Source organism: Cohnella terricola, from assembly GCF_007786475.1.
Taxonomy (GTDB): domain Bacteria; phylum Bacillota; class Bacilli; order Paenibacillales; family Paenibacillaceae; genus Cohnella; species Cohnella terricola.
The window spans coordinates 12,958-33,134 of sequence record NZ_VNJJ01000004.1; the positions used below are offsets into that span (position 1 = coordinate 12,958).

The following is a 20,177-nucleotide window of genomic DNA, read 5'->3' on the forward strand; positions in this document are numbered from 1 at the left end:
ATTAGAACCAGGTTCAAATCGATAAGCGTTCGAAACCGAAAGGAGAGCCGATGGCACACTATCGACGGAAAGCGAAATGGTCGTTCATTCTGATCCGGGACGCGGATCATCGGGTGAAGCAATTTCGGGTATCCGGGAGAACGGTCGCGTTCCTCCCCGTCGCGGCCGCGCTAACGGTTGCCGGCGGCTTCGCAGGCACGGAGCTTCAGGCGCTGCATCGGATTCACGATCTGGAGTTTCTGCTTGCCGATAACACGGGCCGTTACGACGCTGCGCTAGCGGGAAGAAACGGAGAAATCCATACCCTGAGGGAAGAGCTCCGCGTACTGAACGGAGAGACCCAACAACTGCAGGAACGCATGAACGCCTTAGCCGAATTGGAAACGAAACTCCGGCGGTTTATCGAGAAATACGGAGATGACCCGATCTTACCGGCGTTTGGAAAATCCGGCTCCTCCGATTCCGAGGTTGCCGCTTCAACCTTAATGGGTTCTTCGTCCGATAAACTGTCCGCCACCGCGGTCGAGTCAACGATCGCCGATTTCTCGGAGTTGTCGCAGATGCTCGATGAGATGGCCGCCTCAATGGAAGCGAATCTCCGCAAGGTGGAGCAGCGGCGCGCGGAGTTTGACGCGCTTCCTTCCGGATGGCCTACCGTATCCAGAAAGCTGACCTCCGGATTCGGATACCGCAGCGATCCGTTTACGGGCAAGTCCACCTTCCACGCAGGCGTGGATATTACCGGCGATGTCGGCGACCCGATCTTCGCCGCCGGTGACGGTACGGTGAAAGTGGCGGAATTTAATCTTACACGAGGTAATTATATCATCATTGCCCATCGCAACGGTTTGGAATCATGGTATATGCATTTAAGCAAGATCGAAGTCAACGCCGGACAACAGTTAAAACGGGGCGATAAGATCGGAAAAATGGGCAACAGCGGACGAAGCACGGGACCTCATCTGCATTTTCAAGTCGTGGCCAGCGAGGAACCGGTGAATCCGCTCCCTTATTTGCGACAGATCAAGGAGGATTGATTGCGATGTTCAAGGAGAAGAACAAACGGACATCCGGCACGACGGACACGTTGATCGGCGCCGGCACGGAGATGAACGGGCTGCTGAAATCCGAAGCGGGAGTCCGAATCGAGGGCGCATACCAAGGGGACATCGAGAGCAAAGGAGACATTGTGATCGGGGAAGGCGGCGTGGCGAAATCCAACATCACCGCCCGCGACGTGACGATCGCGGGCAAAGTATACGGGGACGTACATACATTCGGGAAGCTGATCATCACCGCCACGGGGCAGTTGCACGGCAATTCGCATGCGGCGATCCTTCGCGTTCATGAAGGCGGCATCCTGAACGGCAGCAGCCGAATGGAGCGTGGAGAATCGCGGACGGCGAACGTCGCTACCGGGGATTCGGCTCCGAGTGTCGGCCATCTCCCCGGCTCGGGCGCCGTTCTCGGCGGAGGGCACGCGGATAAGAAAGCGAAGCAGGCGGGGTGATCCCCGCCTAAAGACTGTCGAGAATTTTTCGACAGTCTTTTTTGTTTTGCGGCGCGGAACAGTTCCCCTAGGTGGCGAGGAGATAGGCCGGAAATCAGTCTATCTTTACAAGAAAATCCGCCGCACACGAGGGAATTCACGATGAACTAGAATTGGTGATATGGCTTGGTCACCTTAACGTTCTTCGCGCATACATTAAAAATAAATCCGACTTCTAGAGGTGACGACTTATGACATCGACTAACCCTTCCGCAGGAAGCGGCGGAGGAGATTCTTCCGCTGGGTTTAATGGGACAAGCATACCGAGCGCCAAATGCTGCAATAACGTTACGGACTATGGAGCAAAAGGCGACGGCACTACGGACGATACGGCAGCGATTCAGAGCGCGCTCAATGCTCTCGTCAAAGCGGGAAAAGGGGATGCTTTGACGTTCCCGCCCGGAACTTATAAAATCACGTCGACCATTACGATTAATGCGAGCTATGTAAGTATCCTGTCGCATGGCGCAACGCTGGATGCAAGTTCCATGACAAGCGGAGCGGCCATTAATATCACGGGCACTGTTTTCTTGCCTTATAAACAATCGACTACAATTCTCGAAGGATTTAAGCTTGTGGGCAACTCCCAGAATGGAAACGTAACGGGTATTCGATTCCACACGCCGAATGGCAACGGGGAAGGCAGTTCGCACATCACGTTGAGAAATCTCAACATCTCCAACTTCGGTATCGGGCTCGATTATGGAAATCACGCGTATCTGATTAATCACTATGGATTAGACGTATACTCCTGCGGAATCTGTGTCAACCATAACGCCGACGCCATAGATGGCGGGGAAAGAATAAACTTTAACGGCTGCGTGTTCTTCAATTCTACGCAAGCTATTCGCATTAAAGGCGATGCATCCAGTTTTATTTTTCAAGCGTGTTCTTTTGATTATAATGCAAAGCAATTCGATATTTACCAATCCAGAATTTTTATGACGAATTGCCATATCGAGGGCAACGATTACGCGGAGCCCCCGATCAAACTGGATAGCGATGCCTACTTGGATATAAACGGAAGTTGGATATTGATTACAGACGGACTGCCCCACCATGTGCCCTATATGATTAATTTCCTTAGCGGAAATAGCTCTTGTCGTATCGCCAACAGTTTTGTTAACAACACCAAAACCGCTACCGATTATTGGGCGACGGGACCCGGACAGCTTATTCTAGATAATATCCATTCGTACGAAATCACGCAGAACCCCTTGCTGCTTTCGCAAAGCCAAAATTTATTGGCTGACGGAGGATTCGAGAGTACGACAATCAAAGACAACATTTTCATCACCGAAGATACAGCCAAAATTACCAACCGTTTCACAGGTAATAACATTGCCCTATCGATCAGCACGTCCGTTAAGCGATCAGGTTCCGGTTCGTTGAAAGCAAACAAAGTATATGGTCCGTATTCCGGATGCGCGTTCGTCATTGCCGTCCCTATTTCCAGGCCGCAAGCGATGATGAATGCGAGTATTTGGTTCAATAAGCCGGGGACGGGCGGGTCGGGGAATATTGCGATCGAGACGGGATGGGCCATCTTGTCTTTAAATGAAAGTGCAGTCCCCATTATTGCCTATGAAAAGATTAGAGGAAGCGTGCCTTATAACTTAAAGAGCAGCCCTAGCGGTTGGATAAATTACAGGGACGGCGAACCGTTCCGACGCAGTCCCACTTGGGCTACACACTACTTCGTGCGTTGCTATATGACGGTCTGGGATAGCGGCGGAAATCAAGCCATTTATTTCGATGACGTTGAGATTAATACGATTGGATAGTATGCCGGTCCCCCATCGTTTCACACGGCGGGGGACCTTATGTCGGATGAACGGATAGAATCCGGCGTCTTCGCGTGCTTAATGCTGCCGATTAGATATTTACCTTGTGGGAATCTATTCAGCACATGCACGGCAATGATGGAGGAAGTAAGCGCGGATAGAAATAGAATCGGGATTTCAAAGTAACCCAAGTTGAATCCAAGCAGTTCTATCATTTTCTTGGCAACCCTGATAAAGAATAAGTGAATCAGGAAAATACCGAATGTGTATTTGCTCACGAATTCCAGGAAAGCGGGCTGCTTCTTGAGTTGCGACATCAGAAGGAACAAGGCCAGAATCATCGTCGTCGTGAAGATGACCATATCCATCCGTTTAGACCCGTAAGGCATGATATGGAATGAGTTCACGTATAGAATCAATGCTAACCCGATTATGGGTGCTGACAGAACAAGGTATGGATGCTTCTTTAGCTTCCGGATGAATCGTTCGTAATTCTTGCCGCAATAGTACGCCAGCGAGAAGTAGAACAACCAACCGATGCACGGTACCCAATAGCCGAATTCCCATAAGAAAGCTATAAATCCCGTTTCGCTAGGCGGTTGTATGAGATTAAAGATGGCGAGATAGGCCAAGTTAATGATGAACGATCCCGTCAAAACGATCGTTGGCGATACGCGGCTTAGATACTTTACGAATATCCGGTGAAGGACATAAAACTGGAATATGACGAGAATGAACCAAGGGCCACGATAGTTGCCTAGCAAGTTAAACGTGAAATCCCTGAGTAAATGCGGGATATCGTTAATGTCTTGGACGAGGGCATAAAAGAAGGATATACAGATAAATGGAACCAGGATCGGGATAACTCGTTTCTTAAAAAAGTTGTTCGGTAAACGATTCGGATAAGATCGCGACAGGATCAACTCCGACAGAAAAACGAATGTAGGCGTACCAAAGGCAAGGAGTCCTAAAACCGTGTGCAACATTTCATTCGTATCCCAAGTAAACAATCGAACCTGGATCGCGTGCAGGAAAACGACACATAAGCAGGCAATAGCCCTAATCGAATTGACCTCTTTGATCAACTTGTTTTCCATTGCGCACGCTCCTGCTTTAGAGATCGATAATCGCGCCGTACATTTCAACGTTTTTAATAATTTTGTGCCACTTAATTAATTCTTTATACCAGCCCAGCGTAATCGACTGTTCCATCTGAGGTATTTTTCCGCTTTCTAACGCTTGATAGATTTCCACTGCCCCTTCCGCTGCCGTCCACTTGGCTTCCCAATTCAACACGGAATTGATTTTATCGAAATTAACCCGATAAGAACGCTGATCGGGATCACCGTACCAATTCACTTTTACATCTATAGGCAAAGATGAGGCAATTTCTTTAGATAACGGTCCGAGTTGATAATTATTCCGATTGGATCCTACATTGAATATTTGACGATTGATCGTCCGAGCATTCGCTTCAAGCAGCAAGCACATCACGTCTGTCGTATCTTGCACGTGTACCATCGGTCTCCATTGCGATCCGTCTCTCATGAGCGGAATGACCCCCTCTTTGTAGGCACCGAGCGTCATTCCGTTTATAGCCAAATCAAACCTCATTCGAGGGGAATATCCATATACTGTCGCCTGTCGCATGATGACCACCGTGAAATTGGAGTCGGCGAGGGGCATAATTCCTTGCTCCGCTTTCTCGTTCGCTTTCGCGTAGATCGACAATGGATGAGTAGTGGAAGTCTCGTCCACAATCCGATCGGTAAATCCATATATGCTGCAAGATGAAGGCAATATGTACCTTTCAACGCCCAATTTTTTGGCTATTATCGCTGTATTCACTCTCGAAATATGGTTAATTTGATACGTCGCCTCGGCAAACTGCTCGCCGCTTGGATCATTGGATATCGCAACTAAGTCGATAACGGCATCGACCCCGGCAAAATATTCTTCTTTCATTCTGCGCGTATCCTCTTTGATCAACGTCAAATTCTCGTTCGCTTGTAATTTATCCTCTCCGAAGAAATAACGGTCGAGGGCTTTTACTTTGTATCCGCGGCTAAGTAATTTAGGCACTAGTACGCTTCCAATGTATCCGCCTGCTCCCGTGACTAATACGGTTTTCATTATCGACCGCTCCTTGTTAAGTATCGATATCCCTTAACTTGATAAGTTGACCTATTCCGGCTATTTGCTTCTTGTTTTTTCGCGATTTCATTCACGACATGTTCCGCAAACGGGATGGAGCAGGTGAAGGCTGGAGAGACCGCGTTCAGGATGTGAATGGATTGATGATCTCCTTCCAGGACAAAATCCTGCACTAATTCAAGCGTCTCTTTATTCAGAAGTTGGGCCCTTATACCCGGCTTAAGAGAACCATCAAACCCTTTTGGATCCAACTGGTTAATCATTTTGAAGGATAAATCAATCAAATGCTTCTTTTTGTATTTCTTCATTTCTTCAAATGCCAATCTCCTGAAATTAAAGGCGTTTTTTCTAAATAGCTTGGCTTGGTAATAAATAATTTGGATGAACTCGCGCGCATTAAATCTGTGGAACCCCGAATAATTTTCACGCCAAAAGACCGGGATTGCGGTCGGTCCGATTTTAATGCTGTTATCTACCGTTTTTGTGAAATGAACGCCCAGAAAAGGGTTTTCCAAATTAGGCACCGGGTAAATATTCGTAACGACATCCGACTTGTTTTTATTGTATTTCAGAAAAATCCCTTTGAAAGGAATAATGGTGTACTTCTTCCCGAATCCGTAATCGTGAGCGATTTTATCCGCATAAAGGCCTGCGGCATTGATCACGAATTCACATTCGTAGACCCCGCGGTTCGTAAAAATGCGGTTGTTGTCGTGACGTAAATAGATCGTATGAAATAAAAATTCAACCCCGTTTTGCTCGTTTTCGACTTGCATTCTTCGGCACACTTGCATGGGATCAACGGACGATGTGTTTGGCGAATAGAGCGCTTTTATATGCGTTCTTACATTAGAATCCATTTTCCTCGCTTCTTCTGCGCTAAGCCAGATGAGCTCTACTCCATTCCGATCGCCTCTGCGTTTAAGCTCCTCTAACCCTGCCAGTTCGCCCTCATCGTTCGCAACGATGATCTTTCCGCACTTATTGATCTTCAGCCCGTTTTCTTCGCAATAACGGGACATCGCCTTGTTGCCTTCCCGAGTGAATCTGGCCTTTAAACTGTCCGATGTATAATAAAACCCGGCGTGAAGTACCCCACTGTTTCTGCCGCTGGCATGCATGGCTACTTCCGCTTCCTTTTCAGCGACGCAAACCGCTTTATGGGGATACCTTTTTTTTAACTCCCTGGCAATCGTCAAACCCATAATGCCTGCGCCAATGATAAAGTAATCAACCGGTTTTATTAGATTCGTGATTTCCTTTTTCATAGGATCACCGGTTCGGTTTCTTTGACAAAAACCGTTCTTTTCTTGTCATGATGATTAGCAACTCGAAGCAAGTACTTTCCATAGTCGTTCTTCATCATCGCTTCCGCAAGATTGAATAACTGTTCCCGAGAAATGTATCCCTTCTCGTACGCGATTTCCTCTAGGCAGGCGATCTTCAAATTTTGCCTTTTCTCTATCGTTTCAACGAACAGCGAAGCTTCAAGCAACGACTCGTGCGTACCCGAATCCAACCATGTAAATTCTCTCCCCAATACTTCTACATGCAACTCACCGCGTGCGAGATACTCTTTGTTCACATCGGTAATTTCCAATTCGCCGCGGGCGGAAGGCCGAATTCCTTTGGCGATATCAATAACTTGATTGTCATAGAAATATAGTCCAGTGATCGCATAGTTCGATTTGGGATACGCCGGCTTCTCTTCAATGGATATCACTTTTCCCGCAATGTCGAAATCCACGACGCCGAATCTCTCCGGATCGTTCACATAATAACCGAACACGGTCGCGCCGCGAATGCGGCCCTTCACGCTTTGTAGAATCGGGGGCAGCCCGTGGCCAAAAAATAAATTATCTCCAAGAATAAGGGCAACGTCGCTGTTTCCGATGAACGATTCGGCGATGATAAAGGCTTGCGCGATGCCATCCGGAGAAGATTGCGTGCCGTAATGCAGTTCTAATCCGATATCTGCTCCATCCCCCAGCAGCTTCTTAAATCGGGGGCTTTCTTCAGGGGTCGATATGATCATGATTTCCCGTATCCCCGCCAGCATGAGCACGGAAAGCGGATAATAGATCATGGGTTTGTCATAGATCGGAAGCAGATGTTTGGATACGACTCTTGTAAGGGGGAACAATCTCGTTCCGCTTCCGCCGGCTAAAATAATCCCCTTCATCCTCCAAATCCTCCCTGCTCATATTATCAGTGCGTTGAATAGTAAGAATGAATGCATTGAACGACTTTCGAAATCTCGTTCTGCTGCAATTGGTAATACAAGGGCAATCTGATCAACTTCTCGCTCTCGCTCGTCGTAAATCGATCCTCGCCATGAAAAGACCCGAATTGCCTGCCTACAGATGTACTGTGAAGCGGCACATAGTGAAAAGCGGCGGCGACTCCGTTTTCTTTCAAGTAACGCAACAATCCAGTACGTTCGTCCAAATCTCTCGTTTTCATATAAAAGATATGCGCATTATGCTTGCAATGGGCCGGGATCGTCGGAAGAACGATTCTCCCTAACTCTTCCAGATCCCGAAGCTGACGATAATACGCATGCCAACTCGCTAATCTGTCTTCATTGATGGTCTGCGCATGTTCTAGCTGCGCCAATAAAAAGGCGGCGTTCATTTCGTTAGGCAAATAGGAGGAACCGATATCTACCCAAGTGTATTTGTCTGTTTCCCCTCTGAAGAAGCGGGATCTATTCGTCCCTTTTTCCCGGATAATCTCTGCGCGAGCAACGAACCTCTCGTCGTTCACGAGGATGGCCCCGCCTTCGCCGCACGTGTAATTTTTGGTTTCATGGAAACTATAACAACCCATGTGCCCAATCGAACCCAGTGCTCTTCCTTTGTACGTACTCATTACCCCTTGCGCGGCATCCTCGATGACCCATAACCCGTGGTGATTGGCCAATTCCAGGATCCTGTCCATTTCACAAGAGACGCCTGCATAATGGACGGGAATAATCGCTTTTGTTTTTGGAGTAATCGCCGACTCGATAATATTCTCATCCATGTTAAGCGTGTCCGGCCGGATATCTACAAACACGATTTTGGCGCCGCGAAGGACAAATGCGTTCGCTGTCGATACAAAAGTAAATGAAGGGACGATGACCTCGTCTCCCGGCCGAATGTCCGCTAGAAGTGCCGTCATCTCTAATGCATGCGTACATGATGGAGTCAGCAGCGCCTTAAATGAGCGGCAGTTCATTTCCAACCATTCCGAGCACCTCTTCGCAAAAGGACCGTCTCCGCACAATCTCCCACGGGCAATTACCTCTTGGATATAGGACAATTCTCGACCGGTAATTGCTGCTATATTAAAAGGGATCATGTGCGTTTAGTCTCCTTGGAAAAGAAAATGTGGTGTATACATTTCGTATCATAAATTGATATTATGACACGATATGTATCTTGTCAACGACTATTTACTCTTTCTCTCGACGAGACGTCATTGCCGCTTTCGACTCCGAAATGCGAGAGAAGGCGCCGTCTCACAGCTTCTCGCTCATAGAGGTTCAGAAGCTGTACGCGAGCGTTATCGGCAATCCGGATGGAGAAATCGCGATCTCTAATGAGCTTCACGACCGCATCGGCGAAAGCCTGCGGCTCATCCGCAAGACAAATATCGTGATCGTTCTCGCACGCAATGCCTTCCGCGCCTTTCGCCGTTGAAACAACGGGCATACCGCAAGCCCATGCCTCCAACACTTTAAGACGCGTACCTCCGCCTTCCAGCAAGGGAACGATAACGACCGATGCTTTTCTCATGTAGACACCAACGTCAGGGACATAACCCGTTATGACAATACTTGGATCTTGATCGGCTAGAATGGCGACATCGGGATGACAATCCCGTCCAACAATGTGCCAAGAGATATCGGGAAGCGCTGCTTTAATCAGAGGATAAATCGACCGGTAAAAATATAAAACCCCGTTAACATTAGGAAAATAGGACATCGTACCCGTAAAAATAAGGATGGGCGGCTTACTTCCGTGTTCGCCGATTCGTGCCGATTCATACGATCTTGCATCTATGAAGTTCGGAATAGGATGAACTTTATGTTTGTTCGCAGGAGATAAAGCTTGAAACGAATCCGCATCTAGCTTGGAAGTCGCAAAAAGCAAATCGGTGCGTTCGCAGATGCTCTCTTCCAGCTTTTTATTCCAATGACTGGCTAATAAAAAATAGGCTTTCCTCAAAAGGGAGAATTGCGATAAGGCGTACTGTCTGGACAGATCGGTTTCGAAGTTGTGCGCATCCGTAATGAGAACGGCGCTAGGCTGAAGCTTTCGAAGCTGAGGCAGCAGATGACCGAGGTAGCAATGGGTGACAACAACGTAGTCATATTGCCTCATCGAAGATAACTGTCTAATCCGAGTCGTCAGATGCAAATCCGCATGACTTAATAGCGAATTGTTTCTCCTCATGAGCATGGATCTTATGCGAAGCGGCCAAGATTTATAATTGACGCTAGGTACGGTATGCAGTCGGCAATTGTCCGGAATCATTGCCGGCTTCTGGTTGCCCTCGCGATCATTTGGTTCATATGCAAGCACATCGATATCGAAATGTTCCGCTAATATGCCAATTAAATTGACAATACGAATCTTATCCCCGCTGACCGGCGGGAAGGGATTCTCCGGACAAAAATATAGAATAGATTTCGAAATCACCTCGTATCCCCTCTCACCGCTAATATCATGAGCCGTTTAATACCGATTAATTAAGAAGGCGCGATTTGTACTTTAGCAGCAGAGTAAACGCTGGTTGCGGCAATACTTTCTGCAATACCGGGAGGAGCGGTCTTGCAATTCGCTTCATAATTCGACTCAAATTGATTTCCGGTTTGTAAGATTTCCATTCGGTTAATCGTAAGTATTTATAGTATTCGTTCTTAAAGGGATGGATATTATCGAAATGCCACGGCTTGCTTAATCCCGTATAATGAATCACGGCAGGAGGAATAGCGTCGTTCCACTCGTTAACAATGGTCGTATGCGAATTCCATTTGTCGGGCAATCGTATCCAATCCTTATATAACAGCGCATTTAGCGCATCCTGCTCGTGAAATTTCAAAATGTGCGTATTTGTGGTGATGTAATTCATAACCGTTAGACTAATCGATTCTTTTCTCCATTTTGTCAAATCCATGACCATAACTCCCGCGTTAAAATAAATGCCTTCCGGAATCTGAAGTATCTTGCATTGAGAGGCTGCCCATTGATCGGATACTGCGGCAATGGCACGCCCTTGCAAATCCGTTTCCCATAGTTCAACGATATTGCCGGTCACGACGATATCGCTGTCCAAACAAAGTATTTTAGGGATTGAAGATGGGATTACATCCGGTATCGCTAGTCTTAGGTACGTTGTTCTGTTGTTTCCACCCATGGAACCGAATCCTTCGTAAGGCGTTCCGTCCACTACAATAAACTGAATATGGACGCCGGGACGTTCGACCGTCTTCTTCAGTTTGAATTGATTTTCTTCTGTAAATCCCGTGCTTATGACATATAGGCGAACGCCGGTATCGGACGGCATATTCACGAGCAGGGATGCAAAAGCAACGCCAAGATGTTGCGCAAATTGGTTGTCTGCAAGAGATACGATATGAATGTCATTATCGAGCAAGATTGTGCTCATCCCATTTCCCTTCCTTTAAATCAAAGTTTAAGCATCTGAATGTCGATTGGAACGCTATCGTTCTCTAGAAGCTGATCTCCTTTTTGCACTTCGATGTACTCCAGATCGGTGGAGGCTTTAAGGCTGTGCTCATATCCTGCCGGAATTTGTATCACGTCCCCGGATCGAACAATATTGGTGATCCCCTTTAACGTAAACTCGCCGGTTCCCGAAACGACGATCACGGTTTCGTCTCTCAGAAGATGCCTCTCGTAATTTAGACCTTTACCTGCAGTTATTCTAATTTTTTTAATGAGTACTTCATGCCCTTCCCAACATGGCTTATAATCCAAGACCCGATAATCGCCCCATTGTCTCTCTTCATACATAGGCCGTTGAATGTTGTCTTTTAAGATATCTTTAACCCGGGGACTCTTCGATTTATCGGCAACAAGAATTCCGTCCGGGCTAGCGGCCACAACGATATCGGACAAGCCAATGACGGCTATAGGAATCTCGAATTCATTAATCACATGCGTATTGAGGCTATCCTCGGTAACAATGGCATTTCCCAATAAGTTCGATTTCATTTCTTCCGTGAGCGTATTCCAGGTACCGAGATCTTTCCAAGGCCCGTCATAAGGAGTAACGATCGTATAACTGGCTTTCTCTACAATCTCGTAATCGAAGCTGATTTTCGGAAGCAATCCATATTGCTTAATCATCTCTTCGTATTGAATCGGATATCCGCTCCCAATAAGGCGATCAATGAGATACCCTAACTTAAAAGCAAAAACCCCGCAATTCCATAACGCATTTTGTTGAATTAATTCATGCGCTTGGAGCTCGGAGGGTTTTTCCTTAAAGAAATTGACGTTCATATGAGATTGTGCGTGTTCCCGTTGTTCTTCGGGCACGATATATCCGTATTTTTCGGAAGGGTGGAGAGGCTTTACGCCGATAAGCGCTAAATCCGCGCCTGTTTCTTGGAGCATATCCTCGAGTTCGATTACTTTTTCAAAAAAATCGACATCAACGTAAGGATCAACGGGCAATATGCCAACCACTTCCTCCAAGCCCACTCCTTCAACCGAGTATAGATAGACCGCCGCCAAGGCAATTGCGGGGAATGTGTCCCTCCGTTCCGGTTCAATGATGATGCGGCTTCTGTCCTCCAGTTGACTATAAAGAATATCCAATTGCGCAGCACCGGTAACCAAGTACGACGATTTCCCTAAACGCGCTGCGTTTAATTGCCTCCACACCCTCTGAACCATCGATTCCATTTCTCCATCTTCGTTTACGAGAACTTTCAAAAATTGCTTGGATCTGGAGTCGTTCGATAATGGCCATAATCGTTTTCCCGATCCGCCGGACAATAAAACCAGCTTCATCGCTTGCACATCCTTTAAATCAAAATGGTTAAACACCTATTGATTTGTTAAGCTCTTTTTGCCTGCACGCATTTTTAACAAGCTGCGAAGCAAATCGCGTTCGAAATAATAAACGATAGCCACATACAACAGAACGCCGGCCCCCACCTGAATCGATAAGCGGATAAATTCGGAGTCGAACGATACAAATTGATTGATGAGCAAAACGCACAAGGCCATGATCGAACTGCAAAGCAATCCTTGCGCCATACAGCCTAGGTACTGCCGCAAACACGGTCCTAATATCCGTCTAATGATAAATAAATAATGAATTACAAATAAACAGGCTTGCACGATGAGGTAAGCAATCGCAACGCCCATTACATCTCCCATATAGGCGCCGATCGCCAGTCCCGGCAGTTGAATGAACAAGCTAATCAGCGTGAACTTAAATGTAATATTTACCTGCCCTTTGGCCGCCAACAACGATGAAGAAGTCGTTAAGGATTGCATGAGCATCACACCCGACAACGCTTGTACGATCATTATGCTTGGTTTCCATTGCGCGCCGAAGACGAGCGGAACGAAAACATGGGCAGTAACCATTAGACCGAAAAAAATAGGTGGACTAATGTAACTGATCATGCCCATCATTTGGAAGTACCCTTTCCTTAGCAGATCCATTTGGTTTTGGATTTTGGCATAGATCGGAAGCGAGACTTGCCAGATCATCGGATTTAATTTCTGCATCGGCAACATGCATAATTGGTAGGCGAACATATAGTAACCAAGCGCCTCGGCGCCTAAAGTGCTTCCTAGAATCAAGTAGTCGAGTCTGGAATTCACCGTATTTAATACGCTCGTTCCCGTCTGATAGATCCCGAAGCTCATGTACTCTTTTACATCCGTCCAACTGAAATGCAGCGTCGGCTTCCATATTCGCAGCCCGATTATAACCAGACCCGCGGACTTTACCGAAACATTGACCAGAAAGGACCAGACTAACGCATAGACACCATAACCCATATAAGCCCCGACCACCGCAACTAGTACGCTGACGATTTGGGATAAGATTTCGACTTTTGTCGTAGCGTCAAATGTAATTTCCTTCTGATATAAAATTTGAAATTGTTGACCGATGGCCGGTATCACGCAAATAAACGCCATCCAATGAACCAATTCGACTAACCTGGGTTCTTGATAAAACCATGCGATGAGAGGGGCGAGCAACCATACCGTCAAACAAACCGCGCTGCTAATCATGATATTTAGAATATAAAGGCTCGACAGATGATTGTTGGAGATTTCTTGGCGCTGAATGATCGCATTGGAAAATCCCATATCGCAAAAACCCATAGATATATTCACGATGGCCATAATCATCGCCATAAGCCCATAATCGGAAGGCTCTAATATGCGGGAAACGATGATGAATTGAAGCAGTTGAAAAACCGTAATGCAGATTGAAGCTGCGCTGTACCACTTAATTGCCGTAATGCCTTTACTTCTTAATGTCATATCTTTCTTCGCCACCACTCAAGAGTTTCAAATAAACTATCCTCGAATTTTCTAGTTGGCTTCCATCCCGTTGCCCGGTTCAGCTTATGCGAAGCCCCGACGAACAAAGGCACTTCCGATTTTCTAAGCCTTGAGGGGTCTGTTTGAATCTCAACGGGAATTTTAGAATGCGAAATAAAGAAGTCCAATACTTCTCTAATCGTTACGGGAATGCCGGAGCAAACATTGTAAACGCCTGAACTAACCTCCGCTTCCATAAGTCTGACGTATGCGTCCACGACATCGCGCACATCCGTAAAGTCTCTTCTCGCCGATAAATCTCCGACACGAATGACGGAGGAGGACTTTTCGTTCTCTATGCGAGCAATTTGAGAAGCAAAATCGCTGATAACGAAGCCTTCCGATTGTCCCGGACCGAAATGGTTAAAGGGTCTGACATGAATTACATTCAATTGCTCGCGGTGTGCAACTTGCATCGCCAGTTGTCCTGCAGCCAGCTTGCTCGTTGCATAGGGATTCTGGGGTTGGCATGCATGTTCTTCCGATAAAGGTTCGCCTAATTTACCGGTCAATCCATATTCCTCGCCAGAGCCCACCGTAATGACTTTCGCCCTAGGTACAAATCGGATCGCGGCCTCGATCAAGGCAAGGGTATACTCGGTATTGATATGGAGCGTTGTTATCGGGTCATGCCATGCCTCTTTGACAATGCTTTGGGCTGCCAAGTGAATAATCCCTTCCGGTCGGCTTCTTTCAATCACATCGAAAAGCATGGATCTATCCGATAGGTCAAAGATCAGGTTTTTTACGGGGGTCTGAAATGCGCCGGCCTTATTACGCATGCAGGCATATACCTCATGGCCCCTATTCGCTAATTCCGCAACCACATGCTGCCCAACAAAACCGTTAGCGCCAGTAATTAGAATTCGCATTGGTTTGCTCCTAGCTCATAGATTCTATTAAATACTGGCAAGAATCGGCGAGAACCCCTCATTTCTTACCCGATTAAGATCCGCATCCACCATCATCCGGATGAATTGCTCGAGAGATGTCCTAGGTCTCCAACCGAGCTTTCTATAAGCCTTCTCAGGGTTGCCGAGCAGAATATCAACCTCGGCCGGCCGGTAAAGCTTAGGATCAATGACGACATAATCCTCGTAATGCAGCCCGACATACTCGAAAGCAATTCTGCACATCTCTCTAACCGTTGTCGTGTGACCCGTTGCGATCACATAGTCATCTGCTTCCTGCTGTTGAAGCATCAGCCACATCGCTTCCACATAGTCACCGGCAAATCCCCAATCTCGCTTCGCGTCGATGTTCCCCAATGCAAGTTGCGTTTGCTTGCCCAATTTGATTCTCGCCACCGCATCCGTTACTTTTCTCGTAACGAACTCAATTCCCCGAAGCGGCGATTCATGATTAAACAAAATTCCGCTGCACGCGAACATCCCGAAGCTTTCCCGGTAGTTTACCGAGATCCAATGCCCGTATAATTTGGCGACGCCATAAGGGCTTCTCGGATAAAAAGGAGTTTTCTCGGATTGCATCGGCTCTTGAATGAATCCGAACATTTCGCTTGTAGAGGCTTGATAGAATCGAATGCCCGGATCCGTTAAGCGAATAGCCTCCAGCACGTTCAATACCCCTAAACCGGTAATTTGGGCCGTGAGAATCGGCTGTTCCCAAGAGGTGCCGACAAAGCTTTGCGCCGCTAAATTATAAACCTCGACAGGCTTCGCGATTTGAATCGCTCTGATCAGCGAAGAGAGATCCGTCAGATCGCCTTCCAGCAATTCCACCTGGTTTACAATGTCCAATTCATCCAATCTCCAAGTCGTAGCCGTGCTTCGACGGGCAAGAAGTCCATAAACTTGATATCCTTTTCCTAACAAAAACCTCGCCAAATATGCCCCGTCTTGCCCTGTTATTCCCGTAATTAATGCTGCTTTCACCGGAATTCCCCCTTAGTTAATTTCCCTATCCCATTTCGCTTTATAAAGCTCATATTGTTCGAGTACGTACTGACGAAACTCATGGCGAAATCTCTCGGACGAGAATCGCATTGCGTTTTCTCTGCAAGCTTGCGGAGTCATCTTGTTTTTTTCTTGTTCAAATTGCTGAACGGACGCTACTAACGAAGGCAGCGTTTGTTCGTAAAAAAAAACGCCCGTAGGCGTTTGTCTGTCCAAGCCGCGAATCGTCTCCAACACGCCTCCTTTTCCAAAAGCGATAACCGGCGTTCCGCACGCTTGCGCTTCTACCGGAGCGATGCCGAAGTCCTCTTCCGCGGCGAAAACAAACGCTTGCGCGCGTTGCATATATTCCTTCAATACATGAAATGGCTGATATCCTAGTATCGTTACGTTCTTTCCCGCCTTCGATCGAATTTTCTTGTACTCCGGGCCGTCACCAATAACGATTAATTTCTTATCGGGCATAAGCGAAAAAGCCTCGACGATTAGATCCATCCGCTTGTACGGAACCATCCGGGAGGCGGTTAAATAAAACTCTTCTTTCGTTTCGTAATAGGAAAAGGCATTTACGTCTACGGGCGGGTAAATCACGGCGGATTCCCTGCGGTATACCTTCCAAATTCGACGCGAAATGAACTTTGAGTTGGCAATAAAATGATTAACACCATCTGCTGTTCGATAATCCCACAGCCGAATTTTATGCAGCATCCACTTGGCTAATAAACCCTTAAAGCCCTTATCCAGTCCGGACTCCTTCAAATATTGATGCTGTAAGTCCCAAGCATATCGAATAGGAGAATGGCACATGCTCAGATGCAACTGATCGGGTCCGGTAATAACGCCCTTTGCTACAGCGTAGGAATTCGAGATCACCAGATCGTAGCCGGATAAATCGAATTGCTCGACCGCAAGCGGCATAATTGAAAGATATTGCCGATATTTTACTTTCGCAAACGGAAGATTCTGAATAAAAGAGGTGTTGACCGTTTTCCCGTTAAGGAAGCCACGTTGATCTTGCGGTATAAAGTCTACTACGCTAAATACATCCGCTTCCGGGTACAACAGCAGCAGTTGCTCCAATACTCTTTCCGCTCCGCCATAAACCGTCAGCCAGTCGTGGATGATGGCAATTCGCACTTCAGCACCTCCCGGATCACGGTCATCGTCTCGCTCGCGCATTTCTCCCATGTAAACTGTTTGGCCCGCTTCAAACCTTTAGTTCGAAGCTTATCCCTTAAATCGGGATCATTCATCAACTGCCGAATCTTCTCCGCGATGTTCTTCGGGCTATGCGGGTCGCAATAAAGCGCGGCATCGCCGCATACTTCGGGCAACGATGCCGCATCCGAAACGATGACAGGACAACCCGATGCCATCGCTTCAAGTGGCGGGAGACCGAAACCCTCGTAATAAGAAGGATAAATAAAACAGTCCGCGCTTTCATAAAGCGCGCGCAACTCACTGTCATTTACGTATCCTAAATAACGATAATCGCTTAGATCCAGCGGATCGGACGAGCCAAAAACTTTGGGATTCGTTCCTCCCGCGATCACGATATCAAAATCCGGCTCATCCATCAGCTCTATGGCCCGTATAATCGAACGGAAGTTTTTATTCGGACTCATAGAACTAACCGCAAGAATAAAGGATTTCTGGCCTTTTATTTTCGCTATGTAATTCAAGTCCAAGTCCTGATCGTGAATATGTTCTTTGCCAAGATAAATCGATTGTATTTTGGATGGCTTTATTTTGCAGTATCGAACGATTTCCTGTTTCGAGAACTGGGAATCCGTGATGATTCGCTTCGAGGTTGTTCCCGCTATTCTAAACAACAATTTATACCATGCTCTGAACGCCAAAGAATACGTCTGCGGAACGGCATATACCGATACGTCGTGAATCGTTATGATTTGATTTATCTTCAGGATAGGAGCGGTGTTGCACAAATTGATCAGAAGCCCATTCCTGGCGTAAAAGGGCAATTCGAATTGTTCCCAGAGGTGCCCTTCTAAGAACCCTACTTTCCTGATTTGAATATGCTTGAGGTTAATTTGCTGGATTTGACTTGGAGGGGTCAATAAAATAAACGTCAATTCACCGGTACCGAGCTCCCCTCGATCAATCAGGCAGTCGATCGATTTTACCAACTCTATGGCATATCGCTGAACGCCTGTAACGGATTGCGTCAAAAATCGGGCGTTAATATAGACTTTTTGCGTTCCCATTTATCCGGACCCCATCCACGTTTTTGTTTTGGTTTAATAACTTATTGTAGGCGATCCCTAGAAATAGCCACGTCGGCAAATATGCAAATTCGGAAACGGCCATCATCATCGTGACATAAAGGACAATCAACAATATTTTGATCCCTTTATTTTCATATGTTCTCTCCAACTTTAAGAGCGGAAGCAGAAAAATAAGGCTAAATAAAAGAACGCCAATTAAACCGATATTCACCAATAATGTGCTGAACATGTCCGTGGATCGGATGACTCCGAATCCAATGCCGAACAATTTATTGATAAAGGGTAAATGATTATAGAAGTCCAAATGGATGTCTAAGCTATTTTGCCGTTCTGTACCAGACACATTATTCGTAAAAAATTTGTCCAAAACAAACAGCTTCACGTAATTGCTTATCGGGTTGTATAGGATTAGACCTAAAATCAAACTAAAAATCGGCAGGCTGGCATTAAACTTATCTTCAAACCTAAAAAAGAAAAGAACACAAGCTCCATATAAAATAATTCCGATATAAGCGGTCGTTGATGTCGTTAATAGAAGGGATAACAATAGGACAAGTTGCGTTTTGGTGCGGCGCTTATGCAAAGCGTAAATCCAGTAGGGGAGCAAAGTAAAAGCCGCCATACTCGGTTCGCCCGTCAGACTTTTTAGCCTCTCGATCGTTAGTGCCCCGACTTGAGTCGTTTGGAACCAGCTGCCGGAATGCTCTCCGAACATTCGATTGCTTATAAAATCGCCATTCGTATGAAACAGTTGAAAATAAGTCACTTCGTATAGTCCGTAAAAAGCAATGATTAAAGCCCCTAAAAAGATATACCGGTCCCACGATTGTTTATAAAAGCTCTTCGCGAAGAAAAAGGTCAAAGCACCCGAAAATAAATAAATCGATTGGGTGATTGAGCTGCTCCTGAAAAATAAACCGTCACTGTCCGGATCGATGAGAACAATTCCGCTCAAATTCACCGAACGACTATAAAGCAGACCAAATTGACTCATGAAATAGACCAACACGTACAGGGATAAAAAGATAATCAGATGATTCATATATGTTCTTTCCCTAAAAACGGAGCCAATCAATACGACTAGAATGGAAAACAATGCAAATACGTAAGCGATCGTCGTTCCTTGTACGGACGGTAAAATTAAAAACGATGTAATCGGCAAGAAAAGAGCCCAGATATAAAAGTATCTATGGATCAATACGGAATAAGTCATCTTGAATGTCCCCTATTATTATCCTGGCTATTATAATGCGTCTTTAGATCCGAGCAGAACTCTGCATGTCTTCGCCATAATCTTTAAGTCCACCGCTAAATTTCGATTCGATATATATTCTAGATCCAACTCCACCATCTCATTAAAACCTAATCTGCTTCTGCCGTTTATTTGCCATAAGCCGGTGCAGCCCGGTTTTACGAGCAATCGTTGCATATCATAAGCGGAATACTCTCTTATTTCTCTTGGCAAAGGTGGTCTTGGTCCCACAAGGCTCATATCGCCTTTCAATACGTTCCAAAATTGCGGAAATTCATCTATACTGGTCCTCCGAATGATTTTTCCTACTTTTGTGATCCGGGGATCGTTTTTCATCTTGAACATGGCTCCGCTCACATCGTTTTTCTCTATTAAGGATTGCAGCAGTTCCTCCGCGTTGGGCACCATAGAACGAAATTTATACATCCTGAACGCTTTGCCGTCTTTGCCGATTCTAATTTGAGCAAAAAAAATAGAACCCTTCGGGTCCTCTAGTTTAAGCAAAATTCCAATAAGTATAAAAACGGGAAGCAACAATACAATTCCGGCGAATGAACAAACCATATCTAATGCTCTTTTGCCAATCAAATACGAGGTACTCTCTTTCTTCCGCTTGCCGATTTGTGTCTTTGCGCTATAGCGTTGTATGTCCACTGCCAAGTCATACTCGTTTATACTCATGATTCCGCTC

At 46.2% G+C, this 20,177-nt stretch carries 18 protein-coding genes; 3 read left to right on the plus strand and 15 right to left on the minus strand.

What is annotated here, in order from left to right; all coding sequences use genetic code 11:
- Positions 1 to 50 precede the first annotated feature (50 nt).
- From FPZ45_RS08115 to FPZ45_RS08125, 3 genes are all read left to right on the plus strand, one after another.
- Positions 51 to 1,037: a M23 family metallopeptidase gene (locus FPZ45_RS08115; RefSeq protein ID WP_144700118.1), complete on the plus strand. Its 987-nt coding sequence runs from the start codon at positions 51 to 53 to the stop codon at positions 1,035 to 1,037.
- Between the two features lie 5 nt (positions 1,038 to 1,042).
- Complete coding sequence (locus tag FPZ45_RS08120; protein ID WP_144700119.1) at positions 1,043 to 1,510, plus strand: bactofilin family protein; 468 nt, start codon at positions 1,043 to 1,045, stop codon at positions 1,508 to 1,510.
- A 230-nt stretch (positions 1,511 to 1,740) separates the two neighbouring features.
- A complete protein-coding gene (locus FPZ45_RS08125; protein ID WP_144700120.1) occupies positions 1,741 to 3,333 on the plus strand; it encodes a glycosyl hydrolase family 28-related protein in 1,593 nt (530 codons plus the stop codon).
- Between the two features lie 20 nt (positions 3,334 to 3,353).
- Here the strand turns inward: FPZ45_RS08125 and FPZ45_RS08130 are convergent, their stop codons facing one another.
- From FPZ45_RS08130 to FPZ45_RS08200, 15 genes are all read right to left on the minus strand, one after another.
- Positions 3,354 to 4,430, minus strand: coding sequence for an acyltransferase family protein (locus FPZ45_RS08130; protein WP_144700122.1), 1,077 nt, complete (start codon positions 4,428 to 4,430; stop codon positions 3,354 to 3,356).
- Positions 4,431 to 4,446: 16 nt separating this feature from the next.
- The gene (locus tag FPZ45_RS08135; RefSeq protein WP_144700124.1) at positions 4,447 to 5,466 is read right to left on the minus strand and encodes an NAD-dependent epimerase/dehydratase family protein; all 1,020 of its coding nucleotides are present in this window, start codon (positions 5,464 to 5,466) and stop codon (positions 4,447 to 4,449) included.
- Positions 5,466 to 6,755 carry an L-2-hydroxyglutarate oxidase gene (gene lhgO / locus FPZ45_RS08140; protein ID WP_144700126.1) on the minus strand — a complete coding sequence of 430 codons (1,290 nt, stop codon included), beginning with the start codon at positions 6,753 to 6,755 and terminating at the stop codon, positions 5,466 to 5,468. The genes FPZ45_RS08135 and lhgO overlap by 1 nt, the downstream gene beginning before the upstream one ends.
- Positions 6,752 to 7,669 (minus strand): glucose-1-phosphate thymidylyltransferase RfbA, encoded by a 918-nt coding sequence (rfbA, locus tag FPZ45_RS08145; protein ID WP_144700128.1) that lies wholly within the window; start codon positions 7,667 to 7,669, stop codon positions 6,752 to 6,754. The genes lhgO and rfbA overlap by 4 nt, the downstream gene beginning before the upstream one ends.
- Before the next feature lie 26 nt (positions 7,670 to 7,695).
- The gene (gene rffA, locus FPZ45_RS08150) at positions 7,696 to 8,829 is read right to left on the minus strand and encodes a dTDP-4-amino-4,6-dideoxygalactose transaminase (protein WP_144700130.1); all 1,134 of its coding nucleotides are present in this window, start codon (positions 8,827 to 8,829) and stop codon (positions 7,696 to 7,698) included.
- Positions 8,830 to 8,912: 83 nt separating this feature from the next.
- The gene (locus FPZ45_RS08155; protein WP_144700132.1) at positions 8,913 to 10,172 is read right to left on the minus strand and encodes a glycosyltransferase; all 1,260 of its coding nucleotides are present in this window, start codon (positions 10,170 to 10,172) and stop codon (positions 8,913 to 8,915) included.
- Positions 10,173 to 10,218: 46 nt separating this feature from the next.
- Positions 10,219 to 11,142: a glycosyltransferase family 8 protein gene (locus FPZ45_RS08160; protein WP_144700134.1), complete on the minus strand. Its 924-nt coding sequence runs from the start codon at positions 11,140 to 11,142 to the stop codon at positions 10,219 to 10,221.
- Between the two features lie 20 nt (positions 11,143 to 11,162).
- Complete coding sequence (locus FPZ45_RS08165; RefSeq protein WP_144700136.1) at positions 11,163 to 12,515, minus strand: sugar phosphate nucleotidyltransferase; 1,353 nt, start codon at positions 12,513 to 12,515, stop codon at positions 11,163 to 11,165.
- A 36-nt stretch (positions 12,516 to 12,551) separates the two neighbouring features.
- The gene (locus FPZ45_RS08170; protein WP_144700138.1) at positions 12,552 to 14,012 is read right to left on the minus strand and encodes an MOP flippase family protein; all 1,461 of its coding nucleotides are present in this window, start codon (positions 14,010 to 14,012) and stop codon (positions 12,552 to 12,554) included.
- The gene (locus FPZ45_RS08175; protein ID WP_144700141.1) at positions 14,009 to 14,944 is read right to left on the minus strand and encodes a GDP-mannose 4,6-dehydratase; all 936 of its coding nucleotides are present in this window, start codon (positions 14,942 to 14,944) and stop codon (positions 14,009 to 14,011) included. The genes FPZ45_RS08170 and FPZ45_RS08175 overlap by 4 nt, the downstream gene beginning before the upstream one ends.
- Positions 14,945 to 14,971: 27 nt before the next feature.
- On the minus strand, positions 14,972 to 15,967 hold the full coding sequence (gmd, locus tag FPZ45_RS08180) for a GDP-mannose 4,6-dehydratase (RefSeq protein WP_144700143.1): 996 nt from the start codon (positions 15,965 to 15,967) through the stop codon (positions 14,972 to 14,974).
- A 12-nt stretch (positions 15,968 to 15,979) separates the two neighbouring features.
- A complete protein-coding gene (locus FPZ45_RS08185; protein WP_186438285.1) occupies positions 15,980 to 17,125 on the minus strand; it encodes a glycosyltransferase family 4 protein in 1,146 nt (381 codons plus the stop codon).
- Complete coding sequence (locus FPZ45_RS08190; protein ID WP_144700148.1) at positions 17,095 to 18,213, minus strand: glycosyltransferase family 4 protein; 1,119 nt, start codon at positions 18,211 to 18,213, stop codon at positions 17,095 to 17,097. Before FPZ45_RS08190 ends, FPZ45_RS08185 begins: the two co-directional genes overlap by 31 nt.
- Complete coding sequence (locus tag FPZ45_RS08195) at positions 18,188 to 19,447, minus strand: hypothetical protein (RefSeq protein WP_144700150.1); 1,260 nt, start codon at positions 19,445 to 19,447, stop codon at positions 18,188 to 18,190. Before FPZ45_RS08195 ends, FPZ45_RS08190 begins: the two co-directional genes overlap by 26 nt.
- Before the next feature lie 30 nt (positions 19,448 to 19,477).
- Positions 19,478 to 20,167, minus strand: coding sequence for a sugar transferase (locus FPZ45_RS08200; RefSeq protein WP_144700152.1), 690 nt, complete (start codon positions 20,165 to 20,167; stop codon positions 19,478 to 19,480).
- Positions 20,168 to 20,177: the final 10 nt, after the last annotated feature.

What these genes read in the sequence shown, in the direction of transcription:
- FPZ45_RS08115 (WP_144700118.1), top strand. Translation starts at nt 51, where the DNA reads ATGGCACACTATCGACGGAAAGCGAAATGGTCGTTCATTCTGATCCGG.
- FPZ45_RS08120 (WP_144700119.1), top strand. Translation starts at nt 1,043, where the DNA reads ATGTTCAAGGAGAAGAACAAACGGACATCCGGCACGACGGACACGTTG.
- FPZ45_RS08125 (WP_144700120.1), top strand. Translation starts at nt 1,741, where the DNA reads ATGACATCGACTAACCCTTCCGCAGGAAGCGGCGGAGGAGATTCTTCC.
- FPZ45_RS08130 (WP_144700122.1), bottom strand. Translation starts at nt 4,430, where the DNA reads ATGGAAAACAAGTTGATCAAAGAGGTCAATTCGATTAGGGCTATTGCC.
- FPZ45_RS08135 (WP_144700124.1), bottom strand. Translation starts at nt 5,466, where the DNA reads ATGAAAACCGTATTAGTCACGGGAGCAGGCGGATACATTGGAAGCGTA.
- lhgO (WP_144700126.1), bottom strand. Translation starts at nt 6,755, where the DNA reads ATGAAAAAGGAAATCACGAATCTAATAAAACCGGTTGATTACTTTATC.
- rfbA (WP_144700128.1), bottom strand. Translation starts at nt 7,669, where the DNA reads ATGAAGGGGATTATTTTAGCCGGCGGAAGCGGAACGAGATTGTTCCCC.
- rffA (WP_144700130.1), bottom strand. Translation starts at nt 8,829, where the DNA reads ATGATCCCTTTTAATATAGCAGCAATTACCGGTCGAGAATTGTCCTAT.
- FPZ45_RS08160 (WP_144700134.1), bottom strand. Translation starts at nt 11,142, where the DNA reads ATGAGCACAATCTTGCTCGATAATGACATTCATATCGTATCTCTTGCA.
- FPZ45_RS08165 (WP_144700136.1), bottom strand. Translation starts at nt 12,515, where the DNA reads ATGAAGCTGGTTTTATTGTCCGGCGGATCGGGAAAACGATTATGGCCA.
- FPZ45_RS08170 (WP_144700138.1), bottom strand. Translation starts at nt 14,012, where the DNA reads ATGACATTAAGAAGTAAAGGCATTACGGCAATTAAGTGGTACAGCGCA.
- FPZ45_RS08175 (WP_144700141.1), bottom strand. Translation starts at nt 14,944, where the DNA reads ATGCGAATTCTAATTACTGGCGCTAACGGTTTTGTTGGGCAGCATGTG.
- FPZ45_RS08190 (WP_144700148.1), bottom strand. Translation starts at nt 18,213, where the DNA reads ATGGGAACGCAAAAAGTCTATATTAACGCCCGATTTTTGACGCAATCC.
- FPZ45_RS08195 (WP_144700150.1), bottom strand. Translation starts at nt 19,447, where the DNA reads ATGACTTATTCCGTATTGATCCATAGATACTTTTATATCTGGGCTCTT.
- FPZ45_RS08200 (WP_144700152.1), bottom strand. Translation starts at nt 20,167, where the DNA reads ATGAGTATAAACGAGTATGACTTGGCAGTGGACATACAACGCTATAGC.